Below are 22,451 nucleotides of genomic sequence, written 5' to 3'. Positions count from 1 at the left end.
GGCTGTTGCAGACGTTCTGGCGGTATGTGCGCTTTCAGCTGATGATGTTCACCCTCGGCATCGTCGGGCCCATCTTCCTCGTGCTGTTCTTCACCACCCGCCCGGATCCGACGATGAAGTGGGCGTACTGGATCGGGTTGTTCATCACGACCGCCGACATCCTCATCGCGCTGGCGCTGACCGATTCGACCCGCAGCGATGACCGCCCGCCCGCCGACATGCGGATCGCCCTGGTATTCGCCAGGTTTCGGCAGCGCGACCTCTGATCAGCTGAACGGTTTGCGGGCGTCCAGACCTCGCGAGGCCAGCCCACCGACCCGCCACACGCGGGCGATCCAGTCGGCGTCCTCGTCGGTGACCAGGTTGCCCATCACGCGGACGGCGATGCGCATCAGCGTTGTCGACCGCATCGCGACTGGCCCGGCCACCGGCAGGAACCGCGGCAACGTCAGCAACAACGCCAACCGCCGCGCCACCGAGAACCCGCGGGCGTAGTGCTCGGTCAGCACCGCGGGCCACGCCTGCGCCAGGTCGGCGGCGCCCACCAACTCGGCGGCCAGCCGTCCGGTCTCCAGCCCGTAGTCGATGCCCTCGCCGTTGAGCGGGTTCACACACGCCGCCGCGTCGCCGATCAGCATCCAGTTCGGGCCGGCCACCCCCGACACCGCACCGCCCATCGGCAGCAGCGCCGACAGCGGGGCCCGCGGTTCACCGGTGAACCCCCACTCCTCGCGCCGCAGCGACGTGTAATACGACATCAGCGGCCGCAGCGCGGCGTCCGCCGGCCGCTTGTCGGTCGCCAGCGCGCCGACGCCGATGTTCACCTCGCCGTTGCCCAGCGGGAAAATCCAGCCGTATCCGGGCAGCACCTTGCCGTCCGGGGAGCGCAACTCCAGATGCGAGGTGATCCACGGTTCGTCGCTGCGGGGGCTGGCGATGTACCCGCGGACCGCGACGCCGTACACGGTCTGCTGATGCCACTGCCTGCCCAGCGTGCGCCCGAGCGTCGAGCGGGCCCCGTCGGCGACGATCAGCGTCCCGACGCCGACCTCCTCACCCGAGTCCAGCGTCACCGCCTCGACCCGGCCGGACGAATCATGCCGCACGCCAACGGCTTTGGTCCCCAGCAGCATCTTGGCGCCGTCGTCGGCGGCTACCGAACGGATCCGGTCGTCGAGTTCGGTGCGGGGGACCGCACTGCCGGTCGACGGGAACGACGGGCCCGGCCAGTCCACCTCCACCGCGGAACCGAACCCCGACATCCGCAACCCGCGGTGCCGGATGCGGGTGTCCAGCCACGGGCCGAGGCCAAGGCGTTCGAGCTCGGCGACCGCGCGCGGGGTCAACCCGTCCCCGCACGCCTTGTCGCGCGGGAACTGCGCCGAGTCGATCACCAGCACGTCGCGGCCATTGCGGGCCACCCACGCCGCGGCCGACGAACCCGCAGGTCCAGCGCCGACGACGACCACATCCGCCCGGGTCTTCATCGTCACAGTATGTTGGCAGGGTGAGGACACCGGCGACCGTGGTGGCGGGCGTGGATTTCGGCGACGCGGCCTTCGCGGCCGACGTCCGCGCCGGAGTCGCCCGCATCGAGGATCTGATGTCCACCGAGCTGGGCAGGGCGGACGAGCTGATGGCCGAGGCCGTCCAGCATCTCTTCCAGGCCGGCGGCAAGCGCTTCCGGCCGCTGTTCACGGTGCTCTCGGCCCAGCTGGGGCCCGAACCCGACGCCTGGCAGGTCACGGTGGCGGGCGCGGTGATCGAGCTGGTCCATCTGGCCACGCTCTATCACGACGACGTCATGGACGAGGCGCAGATGCGCCGCGGAGCGCCGAGCGCCAACGCCCGCTGGGGTAACAACATCGCGATCCTCGCCGGGGACTACCTGTTCGCGACGGCCTCGCGGCTGGTGTCCCGGCTCGGGCCCGAGGCGGTGCGCATCATCGCCGACACGTTCGCCCAGCTCGTCACCGGGCAGATGCGCGAGACCCGCGGCGCGGCCGAGCACGTGGACGAGATCGACCACTACCTCAAGGTCGTCTACGAGAAGACCGCCTGCCTGATCGCGGCGTCGGGCCGTTTCGGCGCGACGTTCTCCGGGGCCGACGAGGCCCAGATCGAGCGGTTGGCGCGCCTCGGCGGCATCGTCGGCACGGCGTTCCAGATCTCCGACGACATCATCGACATCGACAGCGATCCCGACGAATCGGGCAAGGTGCCGGGCACCGACCTGCGTGAGGGTGTTCACACCCTGCCCGTGCTGTACGCGCTGCGGGAGTCCGGCCCGGACGCCGACCGGCTGCGTGAACTGCTCGCCCGGCCCGTCGACAACGACGACGATCTGGCCGAGGCGCTGCGGCTGCTGCGCCGCTCACCTGGGATGGAGCAGGCGAAGGCGACCGTCGCGCGATACGCGCAGGAGGCCCGTGACGAACTGGCGGCGCTGCCGGACATGCCGGGCCGCCAAGCGCTGGCCTCGCTGGTCGACTACACGATCACCCGGCACGGCTGAGATCCGCCGGAACCCAGACGGCTGTATGCAGCGTTGGATCAGCGAAGACTTCACAAGGGGGTAGCTGATGACGTGGAATCCGCACGCGAACAGGTTCAAGACGTTCCTGTTGTTGGTGGGGATGTCTGCGCTGATCGTGTTCGTCGGTTCCCTGTTCGGCCGCTCGATCATGGCGCTGGCGGTGCTGTTCGCCGTCGGCATGAACGTCTACGTGTACTTCAACAGCGACAAGCTGGCGCTGAAGGCGATGCATGCGCAGCCGGTGAGCGAACTGCAGGCGCCGGTGATGTACCGGATCGTGCGGGAGCTGGCCAACGCGGCGCACCAGCCGATGCCGCGGCTCTACATCTCCGACACCGCGAACCCGAACGCGTTCGCGACCGGACGTAACCCGCGCAACTCGGCGGTCTGCTGCACGACGGGGATCCTGCAGATCCTCAACGAGCGCGAACTGCGCGCGGTGCTGGGCCACGAGCTCTCGCACGTGTACAACCGCGACATCCTGATCTCGTGTGTGGCCGGGGCCATGGCGTCGGTGATCACCGCGCTGGCCAACATCGCACTGTTCGCCGGGATGTTCGGCGGCAATCGCGAGGGGACGAATCCCTTTGCGCTGCTTTTGGTCTCTTTCCTCGGCCCGATCGCGGCGACGGTGGTGCGGATGGCGGTGTCGCGGTCGCGGGAGTACCAGGCCGACCAGTCCGGGGCCGAGCTGACCGGCGATCCGCTGGCGCTGGCGTCGGCGCTGCGCAAGATCTCCGGCGGGGTGGAGGCGGCGCCGTTGCCGCCGCAGCCCCAGCTGGCCGATCAGGCCCACCTGATGATCGCGAGCCCGTTCCGGTCGGGCGAGAAGATCGGCAAGCTGTTCTCGACGCACCCGCCGATCGAGGACCGGATCCGTCGCCTCGAGGACATGGCCGGCCGGGGGCCGGGCTACTACTGAGCTCGCTCGCGTTGTATCGACGCTCTCTCCGCGGCATCCCATCCTGTGATTGCCCTGTCCTGAACCTGTGAACCTGCTGGTCAGGGCAATATTCCGATTTTGCAACGTTTCAACTTACTGCGCAGTAAGGTTCCGTCCGGTCCACTCCCGGACAAGATCAAAGGAGCCTGATGCACACGAGTGTTCGACCGTTCGCGACCGCCGGTATCGCCCTGGTCGGTGCGAGCGCCATTGCGATTCCCCCGCTGGTCGCAACCCCCACCCTGCCCGAGGTCAAGGTGGCCAATCCCGCAGTTCAACTGAGCGCCGCCGTCGACCCGATCGAGGCTTGGCTACAGGTGTTCGAGACCTCGGGCGCCAACCTGGAGAAGCTGGCCGACGCCTGGCTGCAGACCCCCGCCCCGGTACTGCAGCAGGTGCTCGCCAACCAGTTCGGCTATCTGGGCGAGCTGCCCGACGTCGGCGCGATCGCCGAGCAGATCGGCACGAACCTGGAAGCGGCGCTCACCTCGCTGTTCGCCGAGGATCTGAGCACGCTCGAAGGCGACCACGGGCCGGTTTACGACCTGCTGCTCCACGGGATCCCGGGCTTCATACCGCCTGTGGTGCCCGCCGACCTGGCGCCGCTGGTGCAGTTCTCCACCAGCTACCTCAGCGGTGTGCTCCTGGGCCTGGTGGGTCCGGTCGTCGCTCCGGTCCTGGCGCTGGCCGCCAGTACGAATGCGATCGTCGGAAACTTGACCGGCGACGAACCCGATTTCGAGGCCGCGCTGAACACGTTGGTCAACACCCCCGCAGCGATGGCCGACGCGTTCCTCAACGGCGGCCAGTCGGTGGACATCACTCCACTGCTCAAAGCGGTCGGGCTCGAGTCGCCCTTCCCGGACTTGGATTTCGGCGCCCGCCTCGTCTTCGGCGGGCTGCTCAGCCCCGGCGGATCGATCTTCAACGCCATGTCGATCGATCTGGGCGACGGCAGTGGTCCGACCGGCGTGGGCCCGGGTGCGATCGGCTCGCTGATCGGGCTGTCGCAGACGATCGCGAAGGCGATCGGCTGGGATGGCATCGGGAACCCGCTGGCCCCGCGGGTCGACGCGCCTGCGCTGAAGACGGCGGACGATACCTCGGTCTCGGCCTCGAAGACCGTCACCGTCCAGGCCATCACCGCCGGTGACACGGTCACCGACGACGACGACAAGCCGGCGACCGACGAAACCGACTCGGCCGCAACGCCTGCCGCTGATGCGCCCGCCGAGGAGCAGGCCGACGACGTCACGGAGCCGACCGAGGCGGATCAGGAGACGGCGACGCCCGCCAAGGCCAAGCCCGACGTGAAGCGCAACGATCTCGGCAGCCAGATCAAGGGTGCCGTCAAGAACGCGACCGACCGGCTGAACGCCATCGGCGCCAAGCTCCACAAGGGTCCGAAGAAGTCCTCGGAGACCAAGGCGGGCGACAGCGCCGACAGCAAGGACGACACCAAGTCCAACAGCAAGGTCGACTCGAAGTCCGAAACGAAGTCGGAGTAGCCCCGTCGCGCGTCGAGATCGACACCAGGGTCGTCGAACCCCTCGGCTGACGACCCTCACGTCGATCTCGACGCGCTCGGCCGAGAAACGAAACCCGACCCGGAGGCGATGATCAACGCATGGGAAACCAGTCAGCCGCTGCGCGCCGCCACCCCGCCACATATGGTGTGGGCGTGTTCAGCAGAATCCTGGCAGGAGCCGCCACGATCCTCGGCGCAGCGGTCATGACGGCCGGCGCCGCCGCGGCTCAACCGCCCACGCCTGAGCCCGCCCCGCCGCCGCCCGCGCCGAACGTCAACGCCTGGCCGCCGGTGAGCCCCGCGGAGTACCGCGCGATGGAGGGCACCTGGTACGTCTTCGGCGCCCCCGGCGACCTGACCTGCGTCATCCAGCGCGGCGGCGCCTACGGCTGCAGCGGCCCCATCCCCGCCGCTCCTGGCGGTGCGAACCACGTCAGCGGCGCCATCGGCGGCGTGCCGACGTTCTCGAACGCGGCCAACTCCTTCAGCAGCGTCGTCGAAGAGGTCAAGCCGCTGCCTGCGAACACCCGGCTGAGCTTCCAGACCGTCAGCTGCGGCACCGACGGCACGATGACCACCTGCGTCGACGCGCACAACGGCGCCGGCTTCGTCCTCAGCCCGACGGCCAGCTTCGTCCTGCAGCCGAGCAACCCGCTGCTGCTGCCCCGCGAAGGCCGCACCAACCCCTACTTCAACTAGGGGCTCAGAACCCCGAGCCGTGCACCTCGTGGCCGGGCTTCTCGGCGACGAGGCCGCGGTAGGCCTGCTCGACCGTGGATCCGTGATTGATCACGCCGTCGACCTCGCGGGCGATCGGCATGTTCAACCCGTACTGCTGGGCGAACTCCATGATCACCTTGGAGGCCTTGACGCCCTCGGCGACCTGGTTCATCGACGCGATGATCTCCTCGATCGGCTTGCCGGCCCCGAGCTGTTCGCCGACGTGCCGGTTGCGGCTGCGCTGGCTGGTGCAGGTGACGATCAGATCGCCCATACCCGCCAGACCCGCGAAGGTGTCGCGGTGTCCGCCCATGGCCTCGCCGAGTTTCGACATCTCGCGCACCGCGCGGGCGATCACCATGGCGCGGGTGTTCTCCCCGATACCGAGTGAATAGCCCATGCCGACCGCGATCGCGTACACGTTCTTCAGGGCACCCGCCATCTCCACGCCCACCACGTCGTCGGTGGTGTAGGTACGAAAACGCTTGGTGCGGAACAACTCTGCCAACTGAGCGGCCAGGTGCTGGTCGGGCATCGCCAGCACCGCCGCCGCGGCGTACCCGTCGGCGACCTCGCGGGCGATGTTCGGCCCGGCCAGGATCCCGGCCGGATGTCCGGGCAGCACCTCGTCGACGATCTGGCTCATCCGCATGTTGGTGCCCTGTTCGAGCCCCTTGACCAGCGACACCACCGGCACCCACGGCCGCAGTTCGGCGGCGAGTTTCTCGAGCACCCCGCGGAACCCGTGCGACGGCACCCCCATGACCACGACGTCGGCGCTGTTGACGCACTCGGTGAAATCCGTCGTCGCGCGCAGCGTCTCGCTCAACTCGACGTCGTCGCCGAGGTAGCGCGAGTTGCGGTGGTTGGCGTTGATGTCTTTGGCGGTGTCTTCCGAGCGCACCCACTGGATGGTGGGTGCCCGGCGGGAGCAGATCGATGCGACGGTGGTTCCCCAGGAGCCACCTCCGAGGACGACGACCTTGGGCTGTCGTTGCGCGTGTGCCATGGCGATCAGCGTAGGACGGGGACCGCCGTCGGTGAGGGCGATTCGATTGGTGCAGCAACCGCGTCGCGGGCCGGGCGATAATGAGAACCGGTCGACTCAGGGGGTGCGGTGTCGGTTTCGCTGGCGGTGGTCGAAGGGTCGAATCCCGACGGTCTGATCGACGCCGCAGCGCGCATCGGCGAGAAGATCACCGCTCTCGACACCGTCATGGCCCAACAGCGGCACACTTTGGCGGAGCTGCGGGGGAACTGGAAGGGCAGGGCCGCCGACGCGGCGATCACCCGGGCCGAGGCCAATCTGGATCAGCAGGCGGAGCTCCGGGCGCGCCTGTCCGCGCTGCAGACGGCGCTGCAGACCGGCGGTGCGCAGCTGTCATCGACCCGGCGCGGACTGCTGATGTTGGTCAAGACGTTGCGCGCCGCGGGCTGGCAGGTCGCCGACGACGGCACCTGCACGCCGCCGCCGTTCCTGCCGCCGGTGTTCGCCGGGCTGGCACTGGCCTGGACCGCCGTCATCAAGAAGCTGCTCGAGCAGTACGACGCCATCGACCGATCGACGGCGTCGGCCGTCACCGCGGCGGTCGGCGGGCCGGTGCCGCAGACACCGCACGGCACACTCGGTGATCCGCGGCAGCTCCCCGGCAAGGACACCGCACCCGAGGACGTCAAGACGTGGTGGGACTCGCTGAGCCGGGCGGAGCAAGACCGGCTGATCGCCGACCACCCACCGGAGTTGGGGAACCTCAACGGGATTCCCGCCGCGGTCCGCGACGAGGTCAACCGGGCGGTGATGACCGACGACCTCGACCGGGTTCGCGCCGCCGCCGAGCGCAACGGGGTCTCCGAGGACGACGTCATCGCCGACCCGACGCGCTACGGGCTGACCCAGACCGACGCGACCCGCTTCCACAACGCCCGCCGCACCAGCGAGGGCCTGGCGCACCAGCGCGGCCCCAACCCGAAGAACCCGCGGCCGGTGATGCTGTGGGGCTACCAGCCGCTGGCCGACAACGGGCAGGGGCGGGCGGCGATCGCGATCGGTAACCCCGACACCGCGAGGAACACCGCGGTGATCGTGCCTGGCACCGGCAGCAGCGTGCGCGACGGGTGGCTCGCCGACGGGCACAACGACGGCATCAACCTCTACGACCAGTCCCGGCTCGCCGACCCGGACGATCCGACCGCGGTCATCATGTGGATGGGTTACGACGCGCCCGACGGCTTCACCGATCTGCGCATCGCGAATCCCGATCTCGCGCGGGCGGGCGGGGAGCTGCTGGCGGCCGATGTGAACGGGTTGTCGGCCACCCACACCGGACCGTCGCACGTCACCGTCATCGGGCACTCCTACGGTTCGACGACCGTGGCCGACGCGTTCGCCGGCAGCGGGATGCGGGCCAACGACGCGGTGCTGATCGGCAGCCCGGGCACCGATCTGGCCAAGAGCGCGGCGGACTTCCACCTCGACGGCGGCAATGTCTACGTGGGCGCGGCGTCCACCGATCCGGTCAGCTGGATCGGCACCCCCGGTGATCTCCCGGCGGACGTGCTCAACCGCACGCTGGGATACCCGGTCGGGCCGGACGCCGGGCTCGGCGCCGACCCCGCGGGCGACGAGTTCGGCTCGGTGCGCTTCCACGCCGAAGTGGCCGGAGAGGACGGGTTGGACGTGCATGATCATTCCCATTACTACGACCTGGGCAGCGAATCGATGCGGGCGATCACCGAGATCGCCAGCGGCAACAGTGACCGGCTGGCCGATCAGGGCCTGCTCGCCGAGGGCCGTCGTCAACCGCACATCACCACCCCCGATCACGTGGACCTGCCGTTCGTCGGCCGGGTCCCGATACCGCACATCGACTCCGACATCCCGGGCACACCCGCGTTCATCGATCCGGAAGCCGGCCGACCAGGGAGCTCTGTGACCACTGACCATGACTACAAACCGACCGGGTGAGCGGATGCGGGCGGCGCTGACCGCCACGCTGCTGGCGGGCACGATCGCGTTAGGAGGATGTTCGATGTCCGACTCGAACCCGGAATCCCGCGGCGGCGGCGAGGAGGTGGCCGCGCCCCTTTCCGACGAACAGGCCCAAGCCCAGGTCGTCGACGTCGGCAGGGAGCTGCGGACCGTCGCCGGGCTGCAGGACGTCGGCGGCGGGTTCTCGTTCGAGTCGTGCAACGACCAGGGGGAGCCGCCGTATCGCGGGCTGCTGGAGATGAGCGCACAGCTGCCCGCGGGCACCGACACCCAGACCTACGCGCGCCAGGTCGCCGACGCGATGGTCGCGGCCGGCTGGACCGATGGGCCGCCGCCGGGCAAGAAGCCCTACGGCACCGTCATCCACAAGGACGGGGTGATGGTGGTGATGGGTCCGGGCAACGTCGACGGGCTGCTGGCGTTCACCGTTCAGGGGGAGTGCCGCAACACCACCGACCACCGCGACGACGGTAAGACGGTGGGTCGCGACATCACCCCGGAACTGCTCAGCGGTAGTTGACGAACTGCAGCGCCACCTCGAGGTCGGCCTGCTTGAGCAGCGCGATCACGGTCTGCAGATCGTCGCGCTTCTTGCTGCTGACGCGGATCTCGTCGCCTTGGATCTGGGCCTTGACGCCCTTGGGACCCTCGTCTCGGATGATCTTGGTGATCTTCTTGGCCTGCTCGCTGGTGATGCCCTCTTTGATGGTGCCGGAGACCTTGTAGGTCTTCCCGCTGGGCTGCGGGTCGCCGGCGTCGAAGGCCTTCATCGAGATGTCGCGGCGGACGAGTTTCTCCTTGAAGACGTCGACGGCGGCCTTCACGCGCTCCTCGGTGGAGCTGACGATCTCGATGGCCTCGTCACCCTTCCAGGCGATGGTGGTGTCGGTGCCCCGGAAGTCAAAACGGGTGCTCAGCTCCTTGGCTGCCTGATTGAGCGCGTTGTCGACCTCCTGACGATCGACCTTGCTCACGACGTCGAAGCTGGAATCCGCCATGGACTCGCTCCTTCCTGGCTTTGTTCGGGCGTTTTCGTCTTCGGACCATCCTCGTTGTACCCTGCTAGTCGCACCAAATCCGAGGACCCGATCCGAGGACACGGTGCGACCACCCGGCAGGTTGCCCGAGCGGCCAATGGGAGCGGACTGTAAATCCGTCGGCTTACGCCTACGCAGGTTCGAATCCTGCACCTGCCACACTGATCAGGCCCCCTTTCGAGGGGGCCTGACGTGTTCGAAGGGTCCGGAATTGTCACGGATTGTCACAACTCGCGTGGAACTCTGCGTGTGGGAGGCTGCCGATACTCGGCACGCGCTCGCTGTCACCGATGACTAGGCCGCGACGCTTCGCGCGGCCCTCATCGCCCTCAGGGATGAGCTCGCTGGCGGTCACTCGGGTTGGACTAGACGTTTCACGCTACCTGCGACAAGAAGGCGGTCCGCGACGCCGTCCTCAGGTTCTGTCTGGTCTTGACCTCCACTTCGACATCACCCTCCCCGAGAGGAGGAAGGCTCAAACGAAGATCCGTGTTGATGACCCGACGCTCTTACCAAGTACGCATGGTTCCACCACTTCAAGTACGGAGCAGTGCGGGTGTTGGACAATCCCGACTAAGGAGGGATTGTCTAGCCGCCTTGACTAGATTTAGTCTAGCATTCTAGACTACTGTCATGGTCAGTGAAGAAGCCACGCATTCGATTGTCAAGCGTCTTACGCGGGCCGGATTCACCAGCACCGGCGCCAAGGGGAGCCACACCAAGTGGACCCACCCCACAGGGGTCACGGTCATCGTCCCGACGGGCCACCGGACGATCTCCCCCGGCGTCGTGCGCAAAGTGAACAAATCCATCGCAGAGGCGACAGGGAAAGGAGCGAAATGACCACCACGATGAGTATCGAAATCGTCCGCGACGGGCGCTGGTGGATGGTTCACATTCCCGAGATCGACGGCATCACCCAAGCCCGCCGCCTCAGTGAAGCCGAACAAATGGCGCGCGAGTACATCGCACTTGATCAAGGCTTACCCCTTGATCAAGTCAAAGTCGAAATCGCTAACATTCGCATGCCTGACGAACACGCCGACTTCTTCATCGAGCTACTCGACGGGTCCCGAGAAATAATCGAACTCAAGGCTCATGCTCGTCAGATTGAAGAGCGAGCCAACGACATGATGCGCGAGTACTGCCACTGGCTCGTCACATACGAAATCCCCGTCCGCGACATCGCCGTTCTGTTGAACATCTCACCCCAGCGGGTGAGCCAACTCGCCAACGTCGACCCCGACGAGCCGAACATGGAAGCACTCGATGACGTCGACCAGGACGGCGATGATTCAGTATCTGACCTACTCGAAAAGCTGGAAACAGCGATTAAATTCCGGAGGTCGGGATTGCCTGCCACCACGGTCGTGGAGATCGGCCACAAAGCCCCCACACGAAAGACCGCCCAGCGTGCAATGGTCGACGTACCGATCAGGACCTCTAACGGCAAGGTCCGCACCGTCAAGACGCCCGTCCAGGTGAGATGGGAAGTTCACGGCCCAGGGAACGGCAGAACCCGCACCGTGAGAAGGTAAGTGGCCACCGTGGCATCGACTGAATCAGTAGCCCAACGCTTCCGCGTACCGGCTATAACGCAATCACAGGCGCAACGTCAGACGGCGCCACCGCCGCAATCGGAAGCAGACTCTTACCGCTGGTCATCGAATGGAAGGGCGGTTCCGGCGTCCGAATTCCGCCGTGCGGTCACGAACGCGGCCCTGAACGAGAAGAGCTTGGCTACCCGCCGCCCCTTCGGCGGGTAGCCAAGCATCTTCTGTGACGTCGCATCCCCCGGGCGACGCACATGGACTCCGTGCCGCGCGCTGCTCGGCCCCCGCTGCGCAGCGGCCACAAAGTCCTTGTCAAATAAACCAAGTGTTCGTCGGTTCAGGAATCGGGGTTTCCCCTACGGTGCTCATATGAGTGCAGGATCCGGGTCCCGACCTTGCTGCTCAGCCGCTGCGGAGCCAGTCCCGCCTGCTCGCACGTCCGCGACACCAGCGCGGGTTCGCACCCGTCGAACACCCCGTAGAGCACCTCGTCCGACGGCACCGCGACGGTCAGCACGAGGTGGATGTCGGTGCCCGCAGCGCGCATTCGCGCAGCGACCGATTCGATCCGCGCGACGAAGGCGTCGATCAGCTCTTCGGTGAGGTCAGGCAGGTACCACTCGGCCAGACAACCCGACGGCTGAGCGTCGACAGTGAGCATGCTCCACACGCTAGGGCCTTTCGAATCCTGACGAATTGGGGAAATCCCTACTCTTCACCGCCGATTTGTACCGTGTGCTGCGCGATCCCCGCGTGCAAGATCAGCGATGTATTTGCGTACGCGAAGACCCGGTCGTTCGCGGGCGTCGATAGTTTCGATCGGGAATTCTTTCGCAAGCCGAAGTAGCTGACACGCGAACTACGGGGCTAACGCCAGATGAAAACAACCCCGATAGGCATTTGCTGGCAATCGCAAGAACCTGATGTTGCCACGGCCCGTTGCCCGTCGCTGCGTGAACCGGCGCATAGCTAAATTGAGGATGCAACCATCAGCGGCGTGTCGCTGATGTCACCATCTGGAGTAACTGGTGAAGGCGTTGTCGTAGATGACCCGCCGCACTGCTCGGAACGGGCAGGCAAATCGACGCTACGAGACTTACGGAAAGGTCAAAATTTCCTGAGAAGGGGTGCGATAGTGAGCCCGCGCGCACAGCAAGAGGCGCTCTGGCAGGCATTCGAGGGGGAACTCGGGCAATGACAGCTAACGATCGCAAGGTGACAACGACCTACGCCAAGTACGTCGGACGCGTGGGTGCACTGGCCATCGCGCTCGGTGTGGGGGGCGCCGTGGCAACAACTCCGGGGGTTGCCTGGGCCGACGACACCCCGTCCGCCAGCGCGGACTCGACGAGCGCCTCGACCGACAAGGCCAAGGATCAGGCCGCGAAGGATCAGGCCGAAGCCCCCACCGGTGACGCCGGCACGACCACCGCCGAGACCGACGCCACGGGCGAGGACGACACCGAAGCCGACGAGGCCGGCGAGACGGATCTCGCCGACCAGACGGACCCCGCCGACGAGGACGACCTCGAGGGGGAGAACCCAGAGGAGATCGAGCCCGAGCCCGAGCCCGAGGACCTCGGCGTCGAGACCCCGGTCGACACCCAAGACCCCGCGCCGGTCGACGACACGCCACCGGCCACCACCGAACCCGAACCCGAACCAGAACCCGCCGAGCCGGCCGACACCCAGCCGCAGGCCGTCGAGCCCGCCGTCGTCACCGAAATCGAGGAATCAGCCCACGACGCCGTCGAGACCGAAGACATCCCTGAACAGTCTCGGTCACAGGCACTTTCGACGCAGACCGCGGAGACTTCAGTGCTGGTGTCGGCGGCCCGCACGAAGGTCGCCACCCTGCCGCCGCTGCGCCTGAACCTGCCCACGCCCGCACAGTTCATCGAGAGCATCCCCGCACCGGTGGTCACCTGCCTGTGCGGGGTCATCAACACGGTGACCCACTTCTTCGACAACGTCCTCAAGCCGATGCTCGGCGGTGTGACCGGGGGAGGGGGAGCGGGTGCGGGTGCGGGCGGTCCCGCCGCTCCCGGCGAGTCGCCGGCGCTCTGGGCGCTCGCCGCGTGGGTGCGGCGTCAGGCGACCCAGGCCATCGACGGTTTCATCGCCTCGCCGCTGGGCGCCCCGATCCGGGCCGTGATGACCGCCGCCGACAACTTCGGCGACTCCCCGGACGGCCGCGCGCTCGGTGCCGCTTTCACGAAGTTCCTCGGACAGTGCGACCCCGGAGCGAACCTGCCCGCCGAACTCGACCGCACCATCCTGGTCACCGGGCTCACGGAGCCAACGGATTTCAGGATTCTCAACAAGCATCACAAGAACGAGGTCGACCGCATCTTCATCATCGAGAAGGGCGGCTCGATCAAGATGTACGACCCGGACACCCGGGCGGTCACCACGCTGACGGTCATCTCGACCACCACCGGCGGTGAGCGCGGCCTCACCGGCATCGAGGTCCACCCCGACTTCTGGCACGAGACCGAGTACGGCTATCACACGATCTACGTCGCCTACACAGCCGGAGACACCAATAAGGACACCCTGGCGCGCCTCGTGCTCTCCGACGACATGACCTCGGTCGCGACGACGGAGATCCTCGTCGAATCCACCGAGAACGCCAACGACTTCCACCACGGCGGCGACCTCACCTTCGACAACGAGGGCAAGTACCTGTACTGGGCGGTCGGCGACAACACCCAGGGCGTGGTGAACGCCCAGAGCATGGCCAACATCCACGGAAAGGTGCTGCGGCTCAACCCCGACGGCTCGGCGCCCACCGACAACCCGTTCGCCGACGACGACTACACGACCACCAAACCGGCGGACTACATCTACGCCTACGGGTTCCGTAATCCGTTCCGGCTCAGCTTCACCCCGAACGGCAAGCTGCTCGTCGCGGACGTGGGCGAGGCGAGTTGGGAAGAACTCAACCTCGTGGTCAAGGGCGGCAACTACGGCTGGCCGGGCGCGGAGGGCGACTGCACCGGCTGTGCGTCGATCAATCCCATCTACGCGTACAAGCATTCGGCGCCGCCGGCCAACGCGGGCGCGATCACCTCGGTCACCGTGTTCGACGGCGCCGGGTTCCCGGAGGAGTACCGCAACCGGGTGTACATCGCCGACTACAGCCAGGGCTGGATCCGCGTGCTGCAGTTCGATGAGCAGTACACCAGCCTGATCAGCGCCAAGACCTTCTGGGGTAACGCCGGCGCGACGGTCAACCTGGCCCAGGGGCCCGACGCCAACCTCTACCAGCTGACCATCTATCCCGGTGAGCTGTCGATGATCTCGCCGTCCGGCGGCAACCGCACACCGACCGCGGTCATCACCGCGCCGCAGACGACGACGGCGGACAAGACGCTGATCGTGACCTTCTCCGGCCTCGACTCCCACGATCCCGACGGCGACAACCTCAGCTACAGCTGGGATTTCGGAGACGGTGGCACATCGACCTCGGCGACACCGACACACGAATTCAAGACCACGGCCGCCTACCAGACCTACACGGTCAGGCTGACGGTCACCGACGGTGAGAAGTCGCACACCACCACCGAGAAGATCACCCTGGGCAGCACCCCGCCGGTCGCGGAGATCGTGAGCTTCCCATCGTCGTACAACGCCGGTGACACCATCACTTTCCGGGGCCGCGGCACCGACGCGCAGGACCGGCCGGACGGCGGCGACCTACCGGGCTCCACGTACAAGTGGACGGTCGTGTTCCACCACAACGAGCACACCCACCCCTTCGCCGACAACATCGTCGGGGAGACCGCCACGATCACCATTCCGCGCTCCCGGGACCAGATCGACGGCACCTGGTATCGCGTGCACCTGACGGTCACCGACAGCAGCGGGCTGTCCACGACCACGTATGAGGACATCAGGCCCAACCTGGTCGATCTCACCATCGCCGCAAGCGATCCCGGCGTCCGGTTCACGATCGACGGGTTGCCCTACACCGGGTCCTACACCGAACGGGCGGTCGTGGGCGTCGACTACGTGATCAGCGCTCCCACGACGCAGACGGTCAACGGCAAGCAGCTGACGTTCGAGAGGTGGTCCGACGGCGGCGCGGCGACGCACACGATCCGCGTGCCCGGATCGGCCACCACCTACACCGCCAACTACACCGCAGGCGCGACCGCGAACCTGATCGAGGTGGTGTGACGGCCCTGCACCTCCCGGGGGACGGTGCGGGGCGTCACGCCCCGTCGTCGCCGAGTTCCTCGAGCCGGCGGGCGAGCGCGACGCGCCCGCGGACGCCGAGTTTGCGGTAGATGCGGCCGAGATTGGCCTCGACGGTCTTGATGCTGATGAACAGCGCAGCGGCGATGTCGCGGTTGCTCATCCCCGCCGAGGCCAGTTCGGCGACCCGTTGTTCCGACGGGGTGAGGGCGCGGTCGCGGCTGGGCCGGACGTTGACCCGGGTGAGTTCGTCGCGGGCGCGCTGAGCCCACAGTGTCGTGCCGATGTTCTCGAAGGTCTCGAGGGCGTCGCGCAGGGTCGCGGCGGCGGCCTCCTTGCGCCGCTGCCTGCGTTGTAGCTGCCCGAGAAGCAGTGCGGTGCGGGCCCGTTCGAACGGCATCGGCACCCGGTCGTGGTGGGTCATGGCCGTGGTGACGGCGGCGACGGCGCCGTCGAGGTCACCGCGTGCGGCGAGGTCCATACCGCGTCCGCGTCCGGCCACCGCCGACAGCCACGGCCGGTCCAGCCGCTGCCCGTCGGCGTCGAACCTTTCGATCAGCCGTTGGGCGTCGGCGTTGCGGCCGACTGCGATGAGCGCCTCGACCGCGTCGGGGACGAAGAACGATGCGAAAATCTCGTTGCCCGGCGTGCCGAGGTAGTCGTCGATCAGCGGGTCGAGCACGGTCAGCGCGTGCGGATAGTTGCCGAGTGACACTTCGATGAACGCGAGTAACCCCATGGGCCACCACATCATTCGCATCATCCCGCTGTGCCGCGCCATCTCCAGCGCCGCCTCCGCATCGGCGCGGGCGGCGCGCACCCGGCCTGCGTAGGCACTGACCATGCCGCGCACACCCAGCGCCACCAGCCGCAAGTTCTCCCCGCCGACCTGTTCGGCGCGCTCGACGGCGTCGTCGGCGTAGGTGGCGGCCTCGTCGAGCCGGCCCCGCCACAACTCGACCAGTGTGCCGCTGACCGACAGGGCGAGCAGGTCACGGTCGGCGCCCCGGTCCAGGCTGCGCGTGCGCAGCTCCTGCAGAGTGGTGTGTGCCTCGTCGAGTCGCCCGGTCCACGAGTTGAGCAGACCGGCCACCGCGCGCGCCCGGAAGTACAGCGGCACATCGGCTTCCGGATCCTCGTAGGCCAGGGCCCGCTGCAGGCCGCCGTCGGTGCCGAGGCCGAAGATGAACCGGGTGAACGCCCGGACGGTCAGGGCGTGCCCGACGAGCTGGTCGGGCCCCGTGCCCTCGGCGATTGCGACCGCACGGTCGGCGTGGCGCAGTGCGGGCAGGTGGCCGCCGGCGTTGGCGTGGGCCATGGCCAACGACAGCAGGCAGTGCACCTGCAGGGTCGGATCGGATTCGCTGTCGCCGAGCGCATCGTCGAGCAATTGCAGGCCGCGCTCGAAGTCGTTGTCGTCCATCACGATTCCGGCGAGCTGCATCGCGGCGATGGCGCGCAGCGGCCCGCGTGGCATCCGTGGCAGCGTGGCGGTGAGCAGTTCCTGGGCACGGCGGCTGTCGCCTGCGGTGAAGTAGTGCGCCGCGGCCTGCAGCCGGCGCAGGTCGGTGTCACCGCCGAGGCGCAGCGCGAACTCGAGCAGTTCGGCCGCCGCCGCGGGTGCGCCCCGGCGGCGGGCGGCGTCGGCGGCCGCGTCCAGGGCGGCCAGGGTGTCGTCGTCCTGACTGGTCGCCGCGAGCGCGAGGTGGCGGGCCTTCTGTTCGGGTTGGGCGATCGCACCGGCGAGCCGCCGGTGCATGTGCCGACGTCGCGCGGGACCTGCCTCGGAGTACACCCCGCGGGCCAGCAGCGGGTGTGCGAACCGCACTGCCGCGCCGTCGATCTCGACAAGCCCGCGATCCTCGGCCGTCTCGAGCAGTTCGAGCGTCTCCTCCGGGGTCTTCTCGGTGGCGCTGGCCACCAGGTCGACGGTGGGGGCAGCCACGCATGCGGCCGCGAGCAGGACGTCGCGCACGACCTCGTCGACGTCCTGGATGCGCCTACGCACGACGTCGGCCAGCGAGGCCGGTAGCGCGGGTTCGCCTGCGGCGGTCTGTTCGGACAGAGCCCGGGCCAGTTCGAGTGCATAGAGCGGATTGCCGCCGGAGGTCTCTGCGAGACGGATCAGGGTGGGGCGGGGGAAGGAGCGGCCGAGCCGTTCGAAGAGCAGCGCGTGCAGGCCCCCGAGCGTGAGCGGGGCGACGCGGTGGCGTCGCATCCGGTCGGGCTGGGAGAGCTGCAGCCATTCGGAGTGATGGTTGGCCGGATTCTCGGTGCGTTCGGTGAGCAGCAGCCCGACGGGGCAGTCGAGCCGGCGCGCGACGAACCCGAGCACGTCCCGGCTGCACACGTCGAGCCACTGCACATCGTCGACGGCCAGGACGACGGGTACGTCGCGGCAGAGGATTTCTGCCGTGCTCAGGACGGCCGCGGCGGCCACCCGGTGATCGGTGTCGGGGCCGTCGGCGTCGCCGCGCAGCAACAACCGGTCCAGGGCGAGGCGCTGTACGTCCGGGAGCGCGGCGGTGACACCGGCGTCGACATCGTCGAGGAGGTCGGCGATGACGGCGTAGGCCAGCGAGGCCTCCGCCTGCGCCGCCCGCGCCACCAGCACCCGGTATCCGCGCTGGCGGGCCGCCTCGACGGCGGCCAGCCACAGCCGGGTCTTGCCGATCCCGGCGTCCCCCTCGAGGACTAGACCAGCGGGGCCGTCGCCGACGGCAGCGAGGAACTCCTCGACTACCGGCCCCCCGGCCGGGGAGTTTTGGCCCTCGCCCATCCCCTCATGATCGCAAACAGCAAAGCAATCACGAAACCGACCCTAGGTATGAAACGCTCAAATGACCGTGGCCACGGCGTTTTTGACACGTGACTAGTTGCAAGCGCAATATCAAGACCTGCAAACTGTCTTTCGCGTCAGTTCGCCGCCCGCAGTTCGGGGGCGAGTGCGGCGTTGATCCGGCGGCAGTTCTCTGCCATCGCCGCGGTCTGCGGCCGGCTCAGCGGGTCGAGGTAGTGCCTGCGCACGGTCTGGCCGTAGACACCCATCGCCTTGTCGAGCAGGCTGCGCCCTTCGTCGGTGATCGTGGCCAGCACGTAGCGGCCGTCGCGGTCGCTGGAGGCGCGGTGCGCGAGGTTGCGGGCTTCGAGCCGGTCGACGCGCCGGCTGACCCGGCTCGGCGTGGACACCAGCGTCTGCGCAAGCGCACCCATGCGGACCGAGCCGGTATCGGACTTGGCGAGTTCGTGAAGCAGCCGAACGTCCTCGAGCGTCAACCGGCAGGCCTCGTTGAGGTCGTGGTTGAGCTTGGCCTGTAGGCGCAGCGCCGCGTCGAGGTAGTTCTGCCAGGACTTGAGCTCCCCGATGTCCAGGCCCGGCATGTCACTCGGGGTGCGCCCCGTAGCTGTCACTTGGAAGGTTCCCCTATTGCCGGCGCGGCGGTGTCCCCCGTCCGCGCGGTGATCGATATTCGTTCGTCGGTCCGCGACCTGCTGTAACACGTTTCTCCCCTTCATGGTCACTTGCGGACGACCGGGCGTCCCCTTCGCCAGTTCGTTGCCGCAAGTGTCGAACGCAGGGATGCGCCGAGGAATCAGGGGTTTCCCTACCGTTACCAAAATTTGCCATAACCAAACTTCTGCCGCTCGTTTGACGGAGGTGTAGATACGGATGGCGACAACTTCGGCAAAGGTGCGGTAGTTTCAGTCGACACACCGACTGGCCGCTGCCGAGGAGTACGACGGTGGACGCGACACCATTCGGGCACTACCAGCTGCAGAAGCTGATCGGCCGGGGTGGTATGGGGGAGGTCTACCGGGCCTACGACACCCATACCGACCGCGTCGTGGCGCTGAAGGTGTTGCCGCCCCATCTCGCGCAGGACACGACGTTCCAGCGGCGGTTCCGGCGCGAGTCCCAGGCGGCCGCCGGGGTGCAGGATCCGCACGTGGTGCCGATCCACAGCTACGGCGAGATCGACGGCCGGCTCTATCTCGACATGCGGCTGATCGAGGGCCGCAATCTCGGCACGATTTTGCAGGAGACGGATAAACCCCTGCTGCCGTCCTTTGCCGTGAAGGTCATCGAACAGGTCGCGACCGCGCTCGACGCCGCCCACGCCGCCGGCCTGATCCACCGGGACGTCAAACCGTCCAACGTGCTGATCACCGACCGCGACTTCGTCTACCTCATCGACTTCGGGCTGGCACGCAGCGCGGGCGAACCGGGGATGACGACGGCGGGCAGCACGCTGGGGACCCTGGCCTACATGGCCCCCGAGCGGTTCAACGGCGGCACGATCGACCCGCGCTCGGACATCTATGCGCTGACGTGCGTGCTGTACGAGTGCCTGACCGGCGTGCGACCGTATCCGGCCGACAGCCTCGAACAACAGATCGCCGGGCACATCGTGGCACCCGTGCCGAAACCCTCGGCGGTCAATCCCCGGCTGGCGGCGTTCGACGAGGTGATCGCCAAGGGGATGGCGAAGAAACCGGACCAGCGCTACCAGTCGGCCGCGGAACTGGCCGCCGCGGCACGTCGCGCGCTGACCTCGCCGATGCGATGGTCGACCCGCTCGGGCAGGCATTCGGCGCGACCGGCGCGGATCCCGCTGCGCCGCAGACTCACCCGCAGGGCTGCCACGGTGGCGGTGACGGGACTGGTCGTGGTCGTCATCTCGGGTGTGGTCACGTGGCAGTGGAGCGGATGGCCCGAACGGACCAGGGCGCCGCGTCAGGTGGTCGTCGCCGAGGACACCGCCACACCGGCGCCGCCTTCGACGCCCGGCGCGGTTCCGTCGATCGCCGCGACCGTCCCCGCCGAGGTCCGCGAGGCAGGCCGGCTGGTCATCGGGGTCAATGTGCCGTACGCGCCGAACGAGTTCCGCGACGCCTACGGGGAACTGGTCGGCTTCGACGTGGACCTCATCAAGGCGGTGTCGCGCACGCTGGGTCTGGAGCCGGAGTTCCGCGAGACCGCGTTCGAGAGCGTGCTGCCGTCGGTGCAGTCGGGCGCGTTCACGGTCGGTGTCTCCTCGATCACCGACACCCTCGACCGCGAGAAGAACGTCGACTTCGTGACCTATCTCGAGGCGGGCACGCTGTGGGCGCAGCGCGCAGGTGCCACGGTGGACCCCGACGACGCCTGCGGGTTGCGGGTCGGGGTGGCCTACAGCGTCATCCAGGAGACGGAGGAGCTGCCCGCCAAGAGCCGGGCGTGCGTCGCGGCGGGCCGTCCGCCGATCGAGAAGGTGGTGTTCACCGAACAGGACGACGTCACCTCGGCCCTCATCGCCGGCGAGCTCGACGCGATGTCGGCCGACTCGCCGGTCACCGGATTCGCGATCAAGACCTCCGGCGGCACGCTGGAACCCGCGGGGGAGGTGTTCGACTCGGCCCCCTACGGGTGGCCGGTAGCCAAGGGTTCGCCACTCGCGGACTCGCTGCGCCAGGCGTTGGAACACCTGATGAGCACCGGCGAGTACCGCACCATCGCCACCATGTGGGGTGTCGAGAAGGGCATGGTCGACCGGCCGGAGATCAACGGTGCGGTGCGCTGAACGGGACGCACGTCACCGAAAGTGATACCGCCGCTGCGTAACCTGGCCTGACATACTCGACGTCGTCAAGCGAGTAGCGAAGGATTGCGCAGGCATGGCCAAGTTGAGGACCGGCAGCGGTTTCGGCGACGTGGTGGTGACGGCGGTCGCGTCGACCACGGCACTGGCGCCCGATGCCGAGGAGACCTGGCAGCAGTTGCTGGCCGGCGGCAGCGGGATCCGGGAACTGGACTCGTGGTTCGTCGGCGACCTCGACTCGCCGGTGCGGATCGGCGGTCAGCTCCGGGAGAACTTCGACGAACACCTCAACCGCGTCGAACTGCGCAGGTTGTCCTACATGCAGAAGATGTCGACGGTGCTGGGCCGCCGGTTGTGGGAGGCCGCCGGATCCCCCGAGGTGGACACGCGGCGACTGATGGTGTCGATCGGGCTCGCGCTGGGCTCGACCGAGGAGATCCCCGCCCAGTACGACAACTGGCGGCAGAAGGGTCTGCGTGCGGTGTCGCCGCTGGCTGTGCAGATGTACATGCCGAACGCGCCCGCCGCCGCGGTCGGGCTGGACCGGCAGGCCAAGGGCGGCATCATCTCCCCGGTGATGGCCGACGCGTCCGGCGCGGCGGCGATCGCCCAGGCCTGGCGCCAGATGGTGCTCGGTGAGGTGGAGATCGCGATCTGCGGGGGAGTGGAGACCCAGATCGAGGCCGTCCCGGTCGGCGCGTTCACCCAGATGGGCGTGCTGTCCACTGACAACGACGATCCGGCGGCGGCGTGCCGTCCGTTCGACAAGGACCGCGACGGCATGGTGTTCGGTGAGGGTGGCGCACTGCTGCTCATCGAGACGGAAGAGCACGCCAAGGCGCGCGGCGCGCCGATCCTGGGCCGGCTGCTCAGCGGGGCGATGACCTCCGACGGCTACGACCTCGTCGAACCCGATCCCAGCGGCGCCCCCGCGGGCGACGCGATGGCCCACGGGATCGATCTCGCCGGCCTGGCAGCCTCGGACGTCGATCTGGTCAACGCCCACGCCACCGGCACAGCGTTCGGTGATGTGGCCGAAGCCCGGGCCATCCATCACGCGCTGGGTGCGCACCGGCCGGCGGTGTACGCGCCGAAGGCGGCGCTCGGGCACTCGCTCGGCGCCGCGGGTGCGGTGGAGGCGGTGCTCACGGTGCAGGCGCTGCGCGACGGGGTGGTGCCGCCGACGTTGAACCTGCAGCACCTTGACCCCGAGATCGACCTCGACGTGGTGGCCGGTGAGGCCCGTCGGGGTGACTACCGGTACGCGGTCAGCAATTCGTTCGCACTCGGCGGGTACAACGTCTCCCTGGTCTTCGGCGCCTACTGAGCGCGGCGTATGCGTCAAAAGCGCCGCCATAAGCGAACT

Annotated in this window: 18 protein-coding genes and 1 tRNA gene; 13 read left to right on the top strand and 6 right to left on the bottom strand. The window is 68.0% G+C overall.

From position 1 onward, the window contains the following. Positions 1–5 precede the first annotated feature (5 nt). Positions 6–266 (top strand): hypothetical protein, encoded by a 261-nt coding sequence (locus AU194_RS04510; protein WP_059088037.1) that lies wholly within the window; start codon positions 6–8, stop codon positions 264–266. On the opposite strand, the gene menJ is transcribed toward AU194_RS04510, so the two are convergent. Then, the gene (gene menJ / locus AU194_RS04505; protein WP_059088036.1) at positions 267–1,487 is read right to left on the bottom strand and encodes a menaquinone reductase; all 1,221 of its coding nucleotides are present in this window, start codon (positions 1,485–1,487) and stop codon (positions 267–269) included. It abuts the gene before it with no gap. 20 nt (positions 1,488–1,507) lie between these two features. On the opposite strand from menJ, the gene grcC1 reads away from it, so the two are divergent. From grcC1 to AU194_RS04485, 4 genes are all read left to right on the top strand, one after another. After that, a complete protein-coding gene (gene grcC1 / locus AU194_RS04500; protein ID WP_197417510.1) occupies positions 1,508–2,515 on the top strand; it encodes a nonaprenyl/(2E,6E)-farnesyl/geranylgeranyl diphosphat synthase in 1,008 nt (335 codons plus the stop codon). Between the two features lie 67 nt (positions 2,516–2,582). Next, complete coding sequence (htpX, locus tag AU194_RS04495; RefSeq protein ID WP_059088034.1) at positions 2,583–3,458, top strand: zinc metalloprotease HtpX; 876 nt, start codon at positions 2,583–2,585, stop codon at positions 3,456–3,458. A 170-nt stretch (positions 3,459–3,628) separates the two neighbouring features. Then, positions 3,629–4,987, top strand: a complete 1,359-nt coding sequence (gene gjpA, locus AU194_RS04490) for an outer membrane porin GjpA (RefSeq protein WP_059088033.1) — start codon at positions 3,629–3,631, stop codon at positions 4,985–4,987. A gap of 119 nt (positions 4,988–5,106) precedes the next feature. Beyond that, the gene (locus tag AU194_RS04485) at positions 5,107–5,706 is read left to right on the top strand and encodes a hypothetical protein (RefSeq protein ID WP_059088032.1); all 600 of its coding nucleotides are present in this window, start codon (positions 5,107–5,109) and stop codon (positions 5,704–5,706) included. Positions 5,707–5,710: 4 nt separating this feature from the next. Here AU194_RS04485 and AU194_RS04480 read toward each other — a convergent pair whose 3' ends face one another. Next, on the bottom strand, positions 5,711–6,736 hold the full coding sequence (locus AU194_RS04480) for an NAD(P)H-dependent glycerol-3-phosphate dehydrogenase (RefSeq protein ID WP_059088031.1): 1,026 nt from the start codon (positions 6,734–6,736) through the stop codon (positions 5,711–5,713). Between the two features lie 108 nt (positions 6,737–6,844). On the opposite strand from AU194_RS04480, the gene AU194_RS04475 reads away from it, so the two are divergent. Then, positions 6,845–8,692 carry an alpha/beta hydrolase gene (locus AU194_RS04475; protein WP_059088030.1) on the top strand — a complete coding sequence of 616 codons (1,848 nt, stop codon included), beginning with the start codon at positions 6,845–6,847 and terminating at the stop codon, positions 8,690–8,692. After that, complete coding sequence (locus AU194_RS04470) at positions 8,670–9,236, top strand: hypothetical protein (RefSeq protein WP_059088029.1); 567 nt, start codon at positions 8,670–8,672, stop codon at positions 9,234–9,236. Before AU194_RS04475 ends, AU194_RS04470 begins: the two co-directional genes overlap by 23 nt. Here the strand turns inward: AU194_RS04470 and AU194_RS04465 are convergent. Next, entirely contained in the window at positions 9,223–9,714 is a 492-nt protein-coding gene (locus AU194_RS04465) for a YajQ family cyclic di-GMP-binding protein (protein ID WP_059088028.1), read from the bottom strand. The genes AU194_RS04470 and AU194_RS04465 overlap by 14 nt on opposite strands. Positions 9,715–9,829: 115 nt before the next feature. Here AU194_RS04465 and AU194_RS04460 point away from each other — a divergent pair. The 3 genes from AU194_RS04460 (at position 9,830) to AU194_RS32475 (ending at position 11,291) form a co-directional block, all read left to right on the top strand. Further along, positions 9,830–9,912, top strand: a tRNA-Tyr gene (locus AU194_RS04460). A gap of 474 nt (positions 9,913–10,386) precedes the next feature. Further along, positions 10,387–10,596, top strand: a complete 210-nt coding sequence (locus AU194_RS30910) for a type II toxin-antitoxin system HicA family toxin (protein WP_082698471.1) — start codon at positions 10,387–10,389, stop codon at positions 10,594–10,596. Continuing rightward, a complete protein-coding gene (locus AU194_RS32475) occupies positions 10,593–11,291 on the top strand; it encodes a hypothetical protein (RefSeq protein ID WP_231743164.1) in 699 nt (232 codons plus the stop codon). Before AU194_RS30910 ends, AU194_RS32475 begins: the two co-directional genes overlap by 4 nt. 352 nt (positions 11,292–11,643) lie before the next feature. Here the strand turns inward: AU194_RS32475 and AU194_RS04450 are convergent, their stop codons facing one another. Beyond that, a complete protein-coding gene (locus tag AU194_RS04450) occupies positions 11,644–11,967 on the bottom strand; it encodes a hypothetical protein (protein WP_059088027.1) in 324 nt (107 codons plus the stop codon). 554 nt (positions 11,968–12,521) lie between these two features. Here AU194_RS04450 and AU194_RS04445 point away from each other — a divergent pair. Then, entirely contained in the window at positions 12,522–15,488 is a 2,967-nt protein-coding gene (locus AU194_RS04445; RefSeq protein WP_231743163.1) for a PQQ-dependent sugar dehydrogenase, read from the top strand. 34 nt (positions 15,489–15,522) lie between these two features. Here the strand turns inward: AU194_RS04445 and AU194_RS04440 are convergent, their stop codons facing one another. Next, on the bottom strand, positions 15,523–18,285 hold the full coding sequence (locus AU194_RS04440; RefSeq protein ID WP_059088025.1) for a LuxR family transcriptional regulator: 2,763 nt from the start codon (positions 18,283–18,285) through the stop codon (positions 15,523–15,525). 137 nt (positions 18,286–18,422) lie between these two features. Beyond that, positions 18,423–19,007 (bottom strand): MarR family winged helix-turn-helix transcriptional regulator, encoded by a 585-nt coding sequence (locus tag AU194_RS04435; RefSeq protein ID WP_082698477.1) that lies wholly within the window; start codon positions 19,005–19,007, stop codon positions 18,423–18,425. Positions 19,008–19,249: 242 nt separating this feature from the next. On the opposite strand from AU194_RS04435, the gene AU194_RS04430 reads away from it, so the two are divergent. Next, complete coding sequence (locus AU194_RS04430; RefSeq protein WP_059088023.1) at positions 19,250–21,067, top strand: bifunctional serine/threonine-protein kinase/transporter substrate-binding domain-containing protein; 1,818 nt, start codon at positions 19,250–19,252, stop codon at positions 21,065–21,067. 94 nt (positions 21,068–21,161) lie between these two features. Continuing rightward, the gene (locus tag AU194_RS04425; RefSeq protein WP_059088022.1) at positions 21,162–22,412 is read left to right on the top strand and encodes a KasA/KasB family beta-ketoacyl-ACP synthase; all 1,251 of its coding nucleotides are present in this window, start codon (positions 21,162–21,164) and stop codon (positions 22,410–22,412) included. The last annotated feature ends 39 nt before the right edge of the window (positions 22,413–22,451 follow it).

Source organism: Mycobacterium sp. GA-2829, assembly GCF_001499965.1.
In the GTDB taxonomy this organism is placed as follows: domain Bacteria; phylum Actinomycetota; class Actinomycetes; order Mycobacteriales; family Mycobacteriaceae; genus Mycobacterium.
Note: the sequence above shows the minus strand (reverse complement) of the source record. Positions and strands in the feature narration are given on the sequence as shown.